The organism is uncultured Piscinibacter sp. (genome assembly GCF_937952055.1).
Taxonomy (GTDB): Bacteria; Pseudomonadota; Gammaproteobacteria; order Burkholderiales; family Burkholderiaceae_C; genus Piscinibacter.
Genome location: NZ_CALFYO010000010.1, coordinates 144,580 through 159,383 on the forward strand (window position 1 = coordinate 144,580; position 14,804 = coordinate 159,383).

Annotated in this window: 18 protein-coding genes; all 18 read left to right on the top strand. The window is 70.4% G+C overall.

The genetic code is table 11. The annotated features are described in order from the left end of the window. Window positions 1–175 precede the first annotated feature (175 nt). The 18 genes from Q0599_RS03500 (at window position 176) to icmH (ending at window position 14,801) form a co-directional block, all read left to right on the top strand. On the top strand, window positions 176–3,094 hold the full coding sequence (locus tag Q0599_RS03500; protein WP_298825728.1) for an adenosylcobalamin-dependent ribonucleoside-diphosphate reductase: 2,919 nt from the start codon (window positions 176–178) through the stop codon (window positions 3,092–3,094). A 121-nt stretch (window positions 3,095–3,215) separates the two neighbouring features. Next, window positions 3,216–3,338 carry a hypothetical protein gene (locus Q0599_RS03505; RefSeq protein ID WP_298825731.1) on the top strand — a complete coding sequence of 41 codons (123 nt, stop codon included), beginning with the start codon at window positions 3,216–3,218 and terminating at the stop codon, window positions 3,336–3,338. Between the two features lie 43 nt (window positions 3,339–3,381). Then, window positions 3,382–3,555, top strand: a complete 174-nt coding sequence (locus Q0599_RS03510; RefSeq protein ID WP_298825733.1) for a hypothetical protein — start codon at window positions 3,382–3,384, stop codon at window positions 3,553–3,555. 209 nt (window positions 3,556–3,764) lie between these two features. Next, the gene (locus tag Q0599_RS03515; protein ID WP_298825734.1) at window positions 3,765–4,052 is read left to right on the top strand and encodes a methyltransferase dimerization domain-containing protein; all 288 of its coding nucleotides are present in this window, start codon (window positions 3,765–3,767) and stop codon (window positions 4,050–4,052) included. A 20-nt stretch (window positions 4,053–4,072) separates the two neighbouring features. Then, on the top strand, window positions 4,073–4,657 hold the full coding sequence (locus Q0599_RS03520; protein ID WP_298825735.1) for a GNAT family N-acetyltransferase: 585 nt from the start codon (window positions 4,073–4,075) through the stop codon (window positions 4,655–4,657). An 88-nt stretch (window positions 4,658–4,745) separates the two neighbouring features. After that, on the top strand, window positions 4,746–5,318 hold the full coding sequence (locus tag Q0599_RS03525; protein ID WP_298825738.1) for a hypothetical protein: 573 nt from the start codon (window positions 4,746–4,748) through the stop codon (window positions 5,316–5,318). Window positions 5,319–5,474: 156 nt separating this feature from the next. Then, the gene (locus tag Q0599_RS03530) at window positions 5,475–6,047 is read left to right on the top strand and encodes a hypothetical protein (protein WP_298825738.1); all 573 of its coding nucleotides are present in this window, start codon (window positions 5,475–5,477) and stop codon (window positions 6,045–6,047) included. A 61-nt stretch (window positions 6,048–6,108) separates the two neighbouring features. Next, the gene (locus Q0599_RS03535; RefSeq protein ID WP_298825741.1) at window positions 6,109–6,417 is read left to right on the top strand and encodes a hypothetical protein; all 309 of its coding nucleotides are present in this window, start codon (window positions 6,109–6,111) and stop codon (window positions 6,415–6,417) included. A 27-nt stretch (window positions 6,418–6,444) separates the two neighbouring features. Continuing rightward, window positions 6,445–7,983, top strand: a complete 1,539-nt coding sequence (locus tag Q0599_RS03540) for a DUF4384 domain-containing protein (protein ID WP_298825745.1) — start codon at window positions 6,445–6,447, stop codon at window positions 7,981–7,983. Further along, window positions 7,967–8,383, top strand: coding sequence for a hypothetical protein (locus Q0599_RS03545; protein WP_298825749.1), 417 nt, complete (start codon window positions 7,967–7,969; stop codon window positions 8,381–8,383). Before Q0599_RS03540 ends, Q0599_RS03545 begins: the two co-directional genes overlap by 17 nt. Next, entirely contained in the window at window positions 8,380–9,090 is a 711-nt protein-coding gene (locus Q0599_RS03550) for a DUF2807 domain-containing protein (RefSeq protein WP_298825752.1), read from the top strand. Before Q0599_RS03545 ends, Q0599_RS03550 begins: the two co-directional genes overlap by 4 nt. Window positions 9,091–9,148: 58 nt before the next feature. After that, window positions 9,149–9,718 (top strand): OmpA family protein, encoded by a 570-nt coding sequence (locus tag Q0599_RS03555; protein WP_298825755.1) that lies wholly within the window; start codon window positions 9,149–9,151, stop codon window positions 9,716–9,718. A gap of 102 nt (window positions 9,719–9,820) precedes the next feature. Further along, on the top strand, window positions 9,821–10,042 hold the full coding sequence (locus Q0599_RS03560) for a hypothetical protein (protein ID WP_298825757.1): 222 nt from the start codon (window positions 9,821–9,823) through the stop codon (window positions 10,040–10,042). Between the two features lie 188 nt (window positions 10,043–10,230). After that, the gene (locus Q0599_RS03565; protein WP_298825760.1) at window positions 10,231–10,818 is read left to right on the top strand and encodes a sigma-70 family RNA polymerase sigma factor; all 588 of its coding nucleotides are present in this window, start codon (window positions 10,231–10,233) and stop codon (window positions 10,816–10,818) included. Beyond that, window positions 10,815–11,432, top strand: a complete 618-nt coding sequence (locus Q0599_RS03570) for a hypothetical protein (protein WP_298825763.1) — start codon at window positions 10,815–10,817, stop codon at window positions 11,430–11,432. Before Q0599_RS03565 ends, Q0599_RS03570 begins: the two co-directional genes overlap by 4 nt. Window positions 11,433–11,437: 5 nt before the next feature. Then, on the top strand, window positions 11,438–12,277 hold the full coding sequence (locus Q0599_RS03575; RefSeq protein ID WP_298825766.1) for a caspase family protein: 840 nt from the start codon (window positions 11,438–11,440) through the stop codon (window positions 12,275–12,277). A 131-nt stretch (window positions 12,278–12,408) separates the two neighbouring features. Further along, entirely contained in the window at window positions 12,409–13,650 is a 1,242-nt protein-coding gene (gene tssJ, locus Q0599_RS03580; protein WP_298825769.1) for a type VI secretion system lipoprotein TssJ, read from the top strand. Then, window positions 13,647–14,801, top strand: a complete 1,155-nt coding sequence (gene icmH, locus Q0599_RS03585; RefSeq protein ID WP_298825772.1) for a type IVB secretion system protein IcmH/DotU — start codon at window positions 13,647–13,649, stop codon at window positions 14,799–14,801. The genes tssJ and icmH overlap by 4 nt, the downstream gene beginning before the upstream one ends. The last annotated feature ends 3 nt before the right edge of the window (window positions 14,802–14,804 follow it).

Here is a 14,804-nt window from a genome sequence, read left to right on the forward strand (position 1 = left end):
AGTTGAGATAGCAACTAACATGCGGGTTTCACCCGATGTGCCTTTCACCAGTGGGGCTTTGCCGAGGGTCAATGTTTGCTGCATCCGGCACCATGCACCCTGTCGTTTCATCCAGGTCAAATGCGTGCCGGATCGCTGCCGCTACCGTCCGCCCTCGCACCAGGAGACACAGAACATGCACGAGACCCGCAAGAGCGCCGACACGAAGCACACGCCGCACAACCTGCCTGCCCAGCCGATCAGCGAAGAGGTGCTGATCGAGAAGTACGCCAAGGGTGAGGAGCGCAGCATCGCGGCGGTGCATGCACGCGTGGCGCGCGCGCTGGCCCAGGCGGAGGCGCCCGAGCAGCGCAAGGCCTGGGAGGAACGCTTCGCCGCCGCGCTCGACGCTGGCTTCGTGCCGGCCGGCCGCATCCAGTCGGCCGCCGGCACCGAACTGTCGGCGACGCTGATCAACTGCTTCGTCCAGCCGGTGGGCGACTCGATCGCCCACGACGACGAGGGCCATCCCGGCATCTACACCGCGCTGACCGAGGCCGCCGAGACGATGCGGCGCGGCGGCGGCGTGGGCTACGACTTCTCCCGCATCCGCCCGCGCGGCGCCTGGGTGGGCAGCACGCAGAGCAGCGCCTCCGGCCCGGTGAGCTACATGCGCGTGTTCGACCGTTCCTGCGAGACGGTGGAGAGCGCCGGCGCGCGCCGCGGCGCGCAGATGGGCGTGCTGCGCTGCGACCACCCGGACATCGAGGAGTTCATCCACGCCAAGGACGGCGGCGACCTGAAGAACTTCAACATCTCGGTGGGTGTGACAGATGCCTTCATGGAGGCGGTGCAGGGCGATGCCGAGTTCGAGCTGGTGCACCGCGCCGAGCCCGGCGTGGCGCAGAAGGCCGCCGGCGCCTACCTGAAGTCGGAGAAGGGCGATCTCGCCAACCACGGCCTGTGGGTCTACCGCAAGCTGCGCGCGCGCGACCTGTGGGAACAGATCATGCGCTCGACCTACGACCATGCCGAACCGGGCGTGCTCTTCCTCGACCACATCAACCGCGACAACAACCTGTCGTACTGCGAGACGATCGCCAGCACCAACCCCTGTGCCGAGCAGCCGCTGCCGCCGTATGGCTGCTGCTGCCTGGGCTCGATCGACCTGACGCGCTTCGTGCGCGACCCGTTCGAGGCCCATGCCTCGTTCGACGAGTCCGGCTTCGCCAAGGTCGCCAAGGTGGCGGTGCGCATGCTCGACAACGTGCTCGACGTCACCGTCTGGCCGCTGCCGCAGCAGCAGCAGGAGGCGCGCAACAAGCGCCGCGTCGGCCTGGGTTTCACCGGCCTGGGCGACGCGCTGGTGATGCTCAACCTGCGCTACGACACGCCCGAGGCGCGCGCGACGGCGCGTCGCATCAGCGAGGTGATGCGCGATGCGGCCTACGAGGCTTCCAGCGAGCTGGCGCGCGAGCGCGGCGCCTTCCCGCTGTTCAACGCCGACCTGTTCCTCGCCGGCAGCACCTTCGCCTCGCGCCTGCCGCAGGCGCTGAAGGACCGCATCCGCGCGCACGGCCTGCGCAACTCGCACCTGCTGTCGATCGCACCCACGGGCACGATCAGCCTGGCCTTCGCTGACAACGCCAGCAACGGCATCGAACCCGCCTTCAGCTGGACCTACACGCGCAAGAAGCGCATGCCCGATGGCAGCTTCAAGGAGTACGCCGTGGAGGACCATGCCTGGCGCCTGTACCGCCACCTCAAGGGCGAGAAGGCGTCGCTGAGCAACGCCTTCGTCACCGCGCTGGAGATGAGCGCGAAAGCGCACGAGGCGATGGTCGCCGCCGTGGCGCCGTTCATCGACACGGCGATCAGCAAGACCGTCAACGTGCCGGCCGACTATCCCTACGAGGACTTCCAGCACCTCTACCTGGAGGCCTGGCAGTCGGGGCTGAAGGGCCTGGCCACCTACCGGCCCAACGCCGTGCTCGGCTCGGTGCTCAGCGTCACGCCCACCGCCGCCGCGCCACTGCAGATCGAGGACAAGAACCGCCGCCTCGCGCTCGACCGGCTGCCCGCGCCGGTGCTGTCCTCGCTGCGCTGGCCGGGCCGCCCCGAGTTGCCCGGCGGCAACCCGGCCTGGACTTTCATGATCAATCACCCCTTCGGCAGCTTCGCGCTGTTCGTCGGGGAGCTCGCGCCGCAGGGCGGCGGCACGCCGCAGCCGTTCGAAGTCTGGGTGAACGGCGCCGAGCAGCCGCGCGGCCTCGGCGCGATGGCCAAGACGCTGTCGATGGACTTGCGCGCCAACGACCCGGCATGGCTGCAGCTCAAGCTCGATGCGCTGGCCACGGTGGCCGAGGAGCGCGCCTTCGAGATGCCGTTCCCGCCGCATGGCGAGAAGCGCCTCTTCCCCGGCGTGGTGGCGGCCACCGCGGCCGTGGTGCGTTGGCGCTGCGAGCAGCTCAAGGCGCTGCCACGGCTCGGCCAGAAGGCGGCCACGCCGGTGATCGACGCGATGTTCAGCCGCGACGAGCCGCGCACCGGCCCCTCGGGCACGCTGGCCTGGGCGGTGGACATCGACAACCCGGCCACCGGCGAGAACTTCACGCTGACGCTCAAGGAGGTCACGTTGCCCGGCCCCGACGGCGGCACGGTGACGCGGCCTTGCGCGGTCGGTTTCAGCGGCAACTACCCGCGCGCCCTCGACGGCTTGGCGCGACTGCTGTCGCTGGACATGCGCGTCGTCGACCCGGCCTGGATCGGCATGAAGCTGCGCAAGCTGCTCAACTACGCCGAGCCGCTGGGCCACTTCATGGCCTTCGTGCCGGGCCTGCCGCATGGCGAGCGTCGCCAGCAGACCTGGCCGTCGACGGTGGCCTATCTGGCGCGGCTGATCATCCACCGCTACGCCATGCTCGGCGTGCTCGACGAGCAGGGATTCCCGCTGCGCGACATGGGCGTGCTCGAGTCGCCCAAGGGCGGCGGCGCGGCGACCACGCCGGCGCTGCAGGCCGGCTCGGTGTGCCCCGAGTGCGGCAACCCGACGGTGATCCACAAGGACGGCTGCGACTTCTGCACCGCCTGCGGCTACGTGGGGCAGTGCGGGTGAGCTGACCGGGGCGTGCCCCGGGCACTTCTTGTGGTCTGCGGCGATGAAGTTCTGGGCGTAGCGGAACACCATCGCGCCGCGCGAACGCTACCGGCTCGGCGGCCTGTGCTTCGGCAACCTGGTGGCGATCGTCGACGGCGACATGCGACACGGACCGTTGTTCCGCCAGGGCCGCGTCACCATCGGCGTGATCGTGCATGGCGACAAACGGTCAGCGGTCAAGGCTCCGGCATGGCGCCGCTGATCACCGGGCCAGCCAAGCGGCTGCCGCCGATCGAGCGGCGCGAGTGGACGGCGCGGCAGTGGCCGACCTGGCGCAGCACTACCGAGAGCACGCCAGGCTGGAAGACGAGGTGCTTGTGCCACTGGCGCGGCATCTGCTGGCGCCCACGGAGCAGGATCGGCTCGCGGTGTCCGTCCTGCTGTCACGCCTTACCGCAGGAAAGTGGGGCATGGTGTGAGCCCATCCTGCACGCTGGCCCTTCGCCGCAGCGACAGCGCCATGCCTCCCTGAGTGCCCCGCTCGGACATCCCTCGCGAGGGCGCACACGGTCGCGCATGGCCCGCCGATGGCCCGTTTGGTCGATGCGTGGCCGCGACGGCGCGGGAACACTGCCTGCAGGCACCGATCGTGAGTGCCGCACGCCACCCCCCGCACGAGGTCATCACCATGCGCAACCCTCCCTCTCCCGACGCCATCCTGCAGACCGGCCTGGGCTTCTGGGCGTCCAAGACGCTGCTGTCGGCCGTCGAGCTCGGTGTCTTGACGGCGCTGGCCGACGGCCCGAAGACCGCCGACGAGCTGTGCCGCAAACTCGGCCTTCAACCGCGCGCGCTGCCCGACTGCACCGATGCGTTGCTCGCGCTCGGCTTCCTCAAGCGCGAAGGCCACAGCGAGCAGGCAGCCTGTCGCAATCCGCTGGCCGGGCCGGGCAGCGCCGCGGTGGCCTACAAGTGAAGACGAGGACGGGCATGAACATGAGCGCCGACCCGACCGTCGTTCGCCGTCTGCGCCGGGAGGAAGTCGAGGCGCACGCGCCGGAACTCGCTGCGCTCGTGCTGGACGCCGTGGCCGACGGCGCCTCCGTGGGCTACATGGCCGACGTCAGCGTGCCGCAGGCCGAGGCCTGGTGGCGCGCGGCGGCGAGCGCCGACGATGCACGCGCCGTGCTGGTGGCGCTGGATGCCCAGGGCATCGCCGGCGTGGCGGCGGTGCTGCCGTCGGGCAGTGCCTTCCAGCCGCACCGCGCCGAGATCGCCAAGGTGATCGTGCACCGCCGTGCGCGCGGGCGCGGCCTGGCCACGGCGCTAATGTGTGCCGCGGAACGCGAGGCGCTGGCGATGGGGCGCCACGCGCTGTCGCTGACGACGCGGCGCGGCAGCGAGGCCGAGCACCTCTACCGCAAGCTCGGCTGGATGCGCGTCGGACTGCTTCCGTACGACTCGCTGCGCCCCGACGGCACGCCGTGCGACGCGGCGATCTACGTCAAGCAGTTCAATCCCGGGCCGGTTGCGCCGAACCTTCCTTCCGGCGGGCGCTTCGCCGGCGCGAAAGTTTCTTGAACCGTTGGCGAGGCAGGTGCAACTCATGTCGCGGAGGGCACGCAAGTCCCCCGACCACCTCACCCCGCCAACCTTTCAGGAGATCGTCATGCAAGTCGCTCGCAAAGTTTCCGTCCTCGTCGCTCTCGGTCTCGGCTTCGGTGCCGCGATGGCCGGCGAGATCGCCGGTTCGACCGTGCTGTCCAGCGGCGCCGTCAACAGCTCGGTGGGCTTCCTGGCCTCCGCGCGGCAGAACATCGGCGTGGCCGAACAGAACGGCAAGATCACCAACAGCACCGTGATCGTCAGCGGTGCGACCAACACCGCCGCCGGCTTCCTGTCCAGCGCCACGCAGAGCGTGGGTCGCGCCACGCAGAACGGCAAGATCACCAACAGCGTGGTGACCGGCACGGGCCTGAACAACACGGCCGCGGGCTTCCTGAGCACGGCCTCGCAGGAGGTCGGCTTCGCCAAGGGCAACGGCAAGGTCGAGAACTCGCTGGTGCAGGCCAACGGCGCGAGCAACATCGCCGGCGGCTTCCTGGCCACGGCGCGCCAGCAGATCGGCGGCGCGCAGGGCAACGGCACGCTGAAGAACTCGACCGTCATCGCCAGCGGCTCGCTGAACAACGCCGGCGGCTTCCTGTCCACCGCCGACCAGAGCATCGGCGTCGCGAAGTAAGCAGCACCGCTGCGCGTTGCCAAGCCCGCCTTCCGGCGGGCTTTTTCGTTGGCGCGAAAGTTTCTTGAACCGTTGGCGAGGCAGGTGCAACTCATGTCGCGGAGGGCACGCAAGTCCCCCGACCACCTCACCCCGCCAACCTTTCAGGAGATCGTCATGCAAGTCGCTCGCAAAGTTTCCGTCCTCGTCGCTCTCGGTCTCGGCTTCGGTGCCGCGATGGCCGGCGAGATCGCCGGTTCGACCGTGCTGTCCAGCGGCGCCGTCAACAGCTCGGTGGGCTTCCTGGCCTCCGCGCGGCAGAACATCGGCGTGGCCGAACAGAACGGCAAGATCACCAACAGCACCGTGATCGTCAGCGGTGCGACCAACACCGCCGCCGGCTTCCTGTCCAGCGCCACGCAGAGCGTGGGTCGCGCCACGCAGAACGGCAAGATCACCAACAGCGTGGTGACCGGCACGGGCCTGAACAACACGGCCGCGGGCTTCCTGAGCACGGCCTCGCAGGAGGTCGGCTTCGCCAAGGGCAACGGCAAGGTCGAGAACTCGCTGGTGCAGGCCAACGGCGCGAGCAACATCGCCGGCGGCTTCCTGGCCACGGCGCGCCAGCAGATCGGCGGCGCGCAGGGCAACGGCACGCTGAAGAACTCGACCGTCATCGCCAGCGGCTCGCTGAACAACGCCGGCGGCTTCCTGTCCACCGCCGACCAGAGCATCGGCGTCGCGAAGTGACCTGTCGTCCCCCCGCCCGCCGGCATGCTGCGCCGGCGGGCATGCCAGCAAGGAGCACCCCATGAACTGCACTCTCTTCCGCATGGCCCTGGTCACCCTCGCCCTCGCTGCCGGCGCGCCGGCGCAGGCCGGCCAGGAGATGCTGGGCGTCGATGCCCGCTTCCGCGCCAAGATCGCCAAGGAGAAGATCCGCCTGGGCGCGCAGGAGCGTCGTGCCGAGGCCCAGGGCAAATCCCTGGACGCAAGCCGCTGCGGAAGTCAGAGCATCGGCAACGTCGACACCGGCGGGCGCATCGGCGCGGCGCCGCGCGAGGTGTTCGTGTTCGCGCCGAACGCCGTCAACATCGTCGGCCGTGGCGGCTGCAACTGATCGACCGCCCGGCAGAACGGAGGACCCATGAAGCCGTCCCGTATCGTTCGCTGGCTCGCGATCGCCGCCCTGGCGGTGCTCACCGGCTGCCAGGCGCTCGAAGTCAAGAAGCCGACCGTCGAGCAGACGGCGCAGATCCGCAAGGGCCCGGAAGACCGCCCCCAGCGCTCGATCACGGGCTTTTCGCAGGCACTTCGCTGCATGGACACGCTGATGCTCGACTACGGCGTGCGCGACGTGACCATGCTCGCCGAGGAGATCGCCGACGAGACCAAGAAGCTCAACGCCGGCACCCGCGACATGCTGATCTCGTCAGTGTCGGACATGTCTCGGCGCAGCCGTGCCGTTCGCCTGGTGGCGTTCGGCAAGGACACGATGAACATGATCAGCTTCCTCGCCTCCGCGCAGAGTGCGCAGGCCTACCAGGCGATCCCGCTCTACGACATCAAGGGCTCGGTGTCCCAGTTCGACGAGAACCTGATCAAGAACCAGAAGGACCTGGGCATCGGCTTCTCGCCGTTCATCAACCTGGGCATCGCCCGCGACGCGGCGTCCAGCATGCTTGCGCTCGACCTGAGCGTGCTGACGACCAGCGACATGGCGGTGCTGCCGGGCGTGACCTCGCGCAACTCGGTGGTGATCCTGAAGCAGGGCCGCGGCTTCGACGGCGACGCCGCTTACCACAAGTTCGGCATCAACTACAGCATGACCCTGGCGCGCTCCGAAGGCCAGTCGCAGGCGCTGCGCGGCCTGGTCGAACTGGCCACGGTCGAGCTCGTCGGCAAGCTGACGAAGACGCCGTACTGGAGCTGCCTGGGCGTCACCGACCCGATGGCCAACGAGGAGACGCGGCTCGAGATGTTCGACTGGTACCACGCCATGGCGGCCACGCGCGTCGAGCTGATCGCCTATTTCCAGAACCAGCTGCGCCGGCGCGGCTTCTACGACGGCCCGATCGACGGCGAGTTCAACGCGGCGATCGACGAGGCCATTGCCAACTACCGCGCCGAGCTCGGCCTGAGCCGCGAGCCGCTGCTGGAGGAGAAGTTCTTCTACGCCTTCCTGGCGGCCGACCACAGCAAGGTGAAGCGCCCGCCGGAGCCCGCCCGCCATGCCCAGGCGACGCCGGCTCCCGCCGCGCCGCTGACGCTGTCGCTGACCACGGCGCCGACGCCGAAGGCCCGCTTCGTGCGCGGCGAGGTGATCAACCTGGCGCTGGCGCCGTCCCAGGATGCGCATGTCTACTGCTACCTGCTCGACGACAGCGCGAAGGTGCTGCGCTTCTTCCCGAACCGCTTCGAACGCGACTCGCGTGTGGCCGCCGCGAAGCCCCTCGTGCTGCCGGGCACGCAGCGATTCCAGCTGGTCGTGAGCCCGAAGGGCGTGTCCGAGACGGTCAGCTGCTTTGCCACCCCGCACGACGTGCTGGCCCAGCTGCCGCAGGCGCTGGTCGGCACGGACTTCGAGCCCCTGCCGGGTGCGACGCTGGAGATGATCCGCGCCGCCTTCGTGCAGGCCAGCGGCGGTGCGCTCGTCCAGGAGAACCTCCATGTCCAAGCCAAGTGAGCGCACATGGCCGCGCCGGCTGGCCGCCTTGACCGGCGTGTCGCTGCTGGCGGTCGCCGGGTTGCTGCAGTGGCCGCTCGGTGCCTCCGCGGGCGTCGGGCCCGCCGGCACGATCCGCCCCACCGGCGAGCCGCCCGCGTCGGCGGTGCCGGCGGCACCGCCCGCGACGCCGAAGTCCTCCGTCACCTACCGCCTGCGCTGCTGGCAGTATGGCCGGCTGATCTTCGACGAGGGTCCAGTCAGCCTGAACGCTGATGCCCGGCTGGGCGCCAAGCTGGTCGGTACCGATCGCAGCGGCGCGCCGCTGCTCGTCACCGACGCCGGCGGCACCACCTGCCTGGCCCGGTCCTTCGCGGCGTCGCCGAGCCCGGCAGCGCCGCGCGAGCAGGGTCCGCGGTGAGGGCTCGGGAGGCCGCCATCGGCCTGCGTCGCCTCGCCGCGGCGTCGCTGGCCGCCCTCGCGTGCAGCGCCGCGCCTGCCCGGGCCGAGGTCGAGTCACGCGGCGTCGCGGACTTCGACGAGGTGGTGCTCGAGGTCGCCGGCGACCTGCGCATCGAGCAGGGCCCGCGTGAGGCTCTGACGCTCGAGGCCGAGCCCGCCGTGCTGCGCATGATCACGACGGAAGTCCGGCAGCGGCGGCTGCGCATCGGCCTCGCGCCCGGGCGTGTCGAGACGAGGCAGCCGATCCGCATGACGCTGGCGCTGCGGAAGATTCGGTCCTTCGAGTCGCGTGCGGCCGGCGCCGTGAGTGCCGGGCCGCTGCAGGCGGCGTCGCTCGCGCTGACGCTCGGCGGCGGCGGATCGATCCGCGTCGCCCGTGTGCTCGCACAGACGCTGGAGGTGCGCATTGCCGGTGCCGGCGATGTCGCCATCGGCGGCGGCCACGTCAAGGCGCAGCGCGTGGTGATCACCGGCATCGGCGGTTACGTCGCGCCGGCCATGGACAGCGAACGCGCCGAGGTGGCGATCGACGGCAACGGCCAGGCGCGGCTCGCCGCCGCCGGCACGCTGGACGTGCGCATCGGCGGCGTCGGCCAGGTGCACTACCGCGGCGAGCCGGCGCTGACGCAGTCGATCCGCGGCATCGGTTCGGTCGAAAGAGATTGAACCTGCGCCGCGGTCGGCGCAACCCATGGGCATCGACGACCTGCCCATGGAGACCATGATGCAACGCTCCCTCCGCGCCCTTCCCGTCGCCCTCGCGGCGGCGCTCTTCTCCGTGGCCGTGCCGGCCGAAACCATCGTCCACTACCGCGAAGGCCAGCGTGTCGAGGCGCAGGACGTGGTTCGCCTGCTCGGCGCGCGCACGCGCTCGATCCGCCTGCTCGACGAGGCACCTGCCGCCGGTGCCGTTGCGCCGTCGCCGGTGGTGAACGTGGCCGCGCCGGCCTCGGACGAGGCCGCTGGCCTGTCGCTGCCGGTGCGCTTCGCTTTCGGATCGGCCGAGATCCTGCCGGCCGCGCGCTCGCAGCTCGACGCACTGGCCGCCGGCATCAAGATGCTGCCGGCCGCGGCCGTGGTCACCATCGAGGGCCACACGGACGCGGCCGGCAGCGAGGCCTACAACCTCGAGCTGTCGCGCGAGCGGGCGCGCTCGGTGCGCGACTACCTGGTGCACCGGCACGGCATCGACAGCGGCACGCTGAGGACGGCCGGCTACGGCGAGGGCCGTCCGATCGATGGCATCGACCCGTACGCCGGGGCGAACCGACGCGTCGAGTTCCGCGGTTCCTGAGTCGCCCCGACCGGCGCGACCGGACCCCGACGATCGATTGAACCGACCGCGCAGACCGTGCAACTCAGGTTCATGTCGATACCTACCTCACAGGAGATGACCATGAACCCGATGCACACCCAGACGCACGATGAAGCCGGCTTCGAACTGCGCTTCCAGTCGCTCTTCAACGAGGGCCGCGGCCTCGCCTTTCCCTGCGACGCCAGGGGGCACGTCGACATCGACCGCCTCAGCGGGACGCTGCGGCTGAACTACCTGTACGCCCGCACGCTGATCGGCCGCGAGTTCTCGATGCCCGCACTGCTGCCGCGGTCGCTGCATTGACGACTGCCTGGCAGGCGCCGGCGAAAAACCTTGAACCGTCGGCGCCTGCGCGGCAACTCAAGGATGCGTGGCGCCTCGATCTGCCCCGGCACGCCGGGGCGCCACGGGTCTCGGCCTCCTCGTGTCATGGGGTGGAGCGGCGAAAGCTCTGGGCTATATTCGTCCGACGCCACTGCCACCTCCGCGCCATGGACAACGACCGGCTGAGGGAACTGCTTGATCGGATCGGCCGGCGAGAAGAGTCTGCCTTCCGCGAGCTCTACAAGGCGTTCAGCCGTCGCGTTTATACCTACGCGCTGAACATGGTCAAGGATCACGGCCGCGCCGAGGAGATTCTGGTGGACACGATGCATGAAGTCTGGCGCGCACCGTCGCGCTTCCGCGGCGACTCGCAGTTCGGCACCTGGCTGATCGGCATCGCGCGCAACAAGGCGCTGATGGTCTACCGAGGCCGCCGTCCCGACGAGGTGCACGACGACCTCGACGACATCGCCGAAACCACCGCGGCCGACACGCCCGACGGCTTCGCGCAGCTGGCCGAGAAGCAGCGCAGCGAGGGCGTGCAGCACTGCATGGGCCGCCTGTCGGACGAGCACCGCGAGTGCATGCACCTCGTGTTCTTCGAGGGGATGTCCTTGGCCGAGGTTGCCGAGGTGCAGGGCTGTCCCGAGAACACCGTCAAGACCCGGCTGTTCCACGCGCGCCAGAAGATCAAGAAGTGCCTCAGCACGATGCTGCAGCGCGAAGGCGCATCGCCGATCGGAGTGCAATCATGAAGCAGCGATTCGACGAACTGCTGCCCTGGTACGCGAACGGGACGCTGGGCGACGAGGACCGCGCCTGGGTCGAGAAGTACCTCGAGGAACACCCGCAGGCGCGCGCCGAGCTCGACTGGTACCGCTCGCTCGGCCAGAAGCTGCGCGACAGCGCGCCCGCGGTGCCCGAGACGATCGGCTTGGCCAAGGCGATGACGCTGATTCGAGGCGATCGGCCGACCTTCTCGGAGCGCGTGTCGGCGTTCTTCGCCGGACTCGGCATGCGCCCGGCGACGGCGTTCGCCGGGCTGGCGATCTTCGCGGTGCAAGGCGGGGTGATCCTGAACATGATGGACGCAGCCCGCGAGGACGCCTCCGAGATCCGCGCGCTGCGCGCCTCGGTCGTCGAAGAAGGGCCGATGCTGAAACTGAACTTCGCGCCGGACGCGAAGGAGGCGGAGATCCGCCATCTGCTGATGTCCGTGCAGGGGCGCCTGGCCGGCGGGCCCGGCCAGCTCGGCGACTACTTCGTCATCGTGCCGCGCGGCAAGGAGGCGGTGATCGCCGAGCAGCTCAAGTCCAACCCGATCGTGGCGGCCGTCTCGCTCGCGCCGGGCCTGCCGCCGCGGGAGTGAGCATCATGGCCGGGCTGCAACACACGAGCATCGAGCGGCGCAACCTGCTGCGCCTGGCCGCGGCGACGCTGCTTCCGCTTGGTGTGCCTGCGCTGGCGGCGACGGCACGGACGCAACGGCGCAGCGCGCTGGTCATCGGCAACGGCGCGTACAAGTCGGCGCCGCTGAAGAACCCAGTGGGTGACGCGCAGGCCGTTGCGGCAAGCCTGAAGGACCTCGGCTACGAGGTCACGCTGCGGCAGAACACCACGTTGTTCGAGCTGATCGAGGCGCTGCGCGACTTCTCGCTGCGCTCGGTGAAGAGCGACGTGCGCCTGCTCTTCTACGCCGGCCATGGCATCCAGGCCAGGGGCCGCAACTATCTGCTGCCGGTCGACGTCGAGCCGCAGGACGAGGACGAGATCGCCGCCAAGGCTGCCGACGTCGGCGAGTTCATCGACCGGCTCGGGGCGAACAAGCAGGGGCTGAATATCGTGGTGCTCGATGCCTGCCGCGTGAACCCGTTCGCCGGTGGGGTGATCGTCGGTCCGGACGGCCGCAGGCTGAAGTTCCGCGGCCTGACGCCCACCGGACTGGCCCGCGTCGACGCGCCGGTCGGCACCCTGGTCGCGTTCTCGACCGCGCCGAACGGGGTGGCGCTCGACGGCCCGGTGGGGGCGCACAGCATCTATGCGAAGCACCTGTTGCAGCACATCCAGACACCGGGCTTGCCGATCGAACAGCTGTTCAAGCGCGTGCGCATCGGCGTGGCGGAGGAGACGCAGCGCGTGCAGGTGCCATGGGAGTCGTCGAGCCTGACCTCCGACTTCTGCTTCAAGACCGGCGCGCAGGGGCAGTGCGGCTGAACACCTTGGCGGGGTTCTAGGGGTACCGGCGCCACCGGGGAGGGGATGACCGCGCATTGCGCGCGGCGCCTGCTTCGCCGCAGAATCGACCGTCGCCGGATGACCTCGTGCCGCTCGGCCGGAGTTCGCGCATGTACCGCCGTTGCATCCTCGCCTGGCTCGGCCTGGCACCCGCCTCGTGGCTGGGGGCGCTGCCGCTGCGTGCGGCACCGGTGGCCGGTGCATCGCGCCGGGTTGCGCTGGTCATCGGCAACGCCGAGTACGCGCAGGCGCCGCTGGCGAATCCGGTGAACGACGCGCGACTCGTCGGAGCGACGCTGAAGGCGCTCGGTTTCGAGGTCACCATGCACTTCGACCTCAAGGTGCGCGAGTTCCGTCGCGTGCTGCGCGAGTTCGGTCGTCGCATGGACGACGACAACAGTGCGTCGGTCTTCTACTACGCGGGTCATGGCATGCAGATCGACCGGCGCAACTACCTGCTGCCCGTCGACCTGAACCTGCGCGATGAAAGCGAGGTGAAGGACGAGGCGATCGACCTCGAGGAGGCGCTGCTCAGTCACATCGACCGTGTGCGCGCGCGCGCGCGCATCTTCATCATCGATGCCTGCCGTGACAACCCTTTCAGTGACCGGCAGCGCGTCTCGCGCTCGCCCGCCGGGCTGGCCGAGATGGCCGCGCCCGGTGCGCTGATCGCATTCTCCGCCGCGCCCGGCCGCACCGCGGAGGACGGCCCGCCGGGCACGAACAGCATCTACAGCCGGCTGCTCGCGCAGGAGATGCGTGTCGAAGGCATCGAGGTCGAGGAGATGCTGAAGAACGTGCGCATCAAGGTGCTGCGCGAGACCCAGGAACGGCAGATCCCGTGGGTCAACACGTCGATGGTGGTCAACTTCACCTTCAACCCGGGCGGCGCGGCCACGGCGGTGGCGGCCGCGCCGGCCGCCGCGCCGGCGAAGGCGCCACCGCGCGCCGAGGCGGCCGGCCAGCGCAGCCTGCACTTGAGCATCCAGGCCGAGCGCAGCCTCAACACCGACCGCCAGCAGGGCTCCGCGTCGCTGGCGCTGCGCGTCTACGTGCTGCGCGACGGCCAGGCGATCCAGCTGGCCAGCTTCGACAGCCTGTACGACAACGACGAAGCGGCACTCGGCAGTGCGCTGTTGCGTCGGGAGGTCCTGCACCTGCGTCCCGGCGAGTCGCGTGAGATGGTGCTCACCCTGGGCGGCGAGGCCCGCTTCGTCGCGGTCGTGGCGGCCTATCGCGAACTGGAGCGGTCGCAGTGGCGCAGCGTGCTCGCCCTGCCGGCGGCGCAGCCCGTGCCGCCGGCTCACTTGAGCGCGCGCGCCCGCCAAGTGATGCTGACGTGGGCACCGTGAGCGACAGGGCGGATGCCGTGCCGGCTGCTGCCGAGCTGCGGCGACAGGCGCGCGTCCTGCAGGCGAGTTCGCGGCCACTGGTCGCGCTGGCCACGCAGCTGCGCCGTGCGGTGCTCGAGTCGCCGGAGGGCATGAAGCGCGCGCTGGCAGCTGCCGTCGAGCGCCTCGAGCGCGAGCTGGCCGTGGCGGGCTGGGACGAGCGCAGCATCGTCGCAGCGAGCTACGTGCTGTGCGTGTGGGTCGACGAGGTCGTCGCCGACACGCCGTGGGGCGCGGGCGGCACGACACTGCTCGAACGTTTCCATGGCGAGCCCGGCGGGGGGGCCCGCGTGATGCGGCTGCTGTCGCGACTGGCCGAGCAGCCGGAGAGGAACCAGGCGCTGCTCGAGCTGTTCCACGCCTGTCTCAGCCTGGGGATGACCGGCGACCTGCGCGGCGCGCCCGATGCTGCGCAGCAGCTCGACAGGCTGCGCACGCGCCTGTTCCTGACGCTGCCGTCCGGTGCCGAGTCGGAACTCTCGCCACCGTGGCGCACGGCAGTCAGTCCGCCGCGGCCGGTGTGGCAGCGCCATGCCTGGCTGGCCGCCGTGCTGCTGCTCGGTCTGGGCACGCTGGGCGTTTACACCACGGCGCATGTCCGGCTCGCCGCTCGTGTCGACGAGGTGTTCGCCTCCATGCAGCAGATCGCGCCGCGCGGCGCCGAGAGCCCGCCGGCGACGCCGGCCGCCTCGGCCCCGGCCGCCGCGCCGCGGCTGGTGCCGTTGCTGGCCGAGGATCTCGGAGCTCGGCGCATCGGCGTGCGGGACGAAGAGCACCGCAGCGTCGTGTCCGTGCCGACCGAGCAGTTGTTCGAGGCGGATTCCACGCGGCTGACCGGCGAGGGCGCGGCACTGCTGTCGCGCATCGCTGCGGCGCTGGCCGACCGGCCGGGCAAGATCGTCGTGGTCGGCCACACCGACGGCCAGGACGCACGCAGCGCGCGGCTGCCGTCGCCTTGGCACCAGTCGTTCGAATGGGCGCGCGAAGCGGCGGGTGCGCTGGGCCGCGCGCTGCCGGCGCAGCGGCTGGCCGTGGAGGGTGCGGCGGACTTCGACGACGCGGGGGCGGCGACGCAGCCGCGCCGCCGCGTCGACATCGTGCTTTATCCCTGAGGC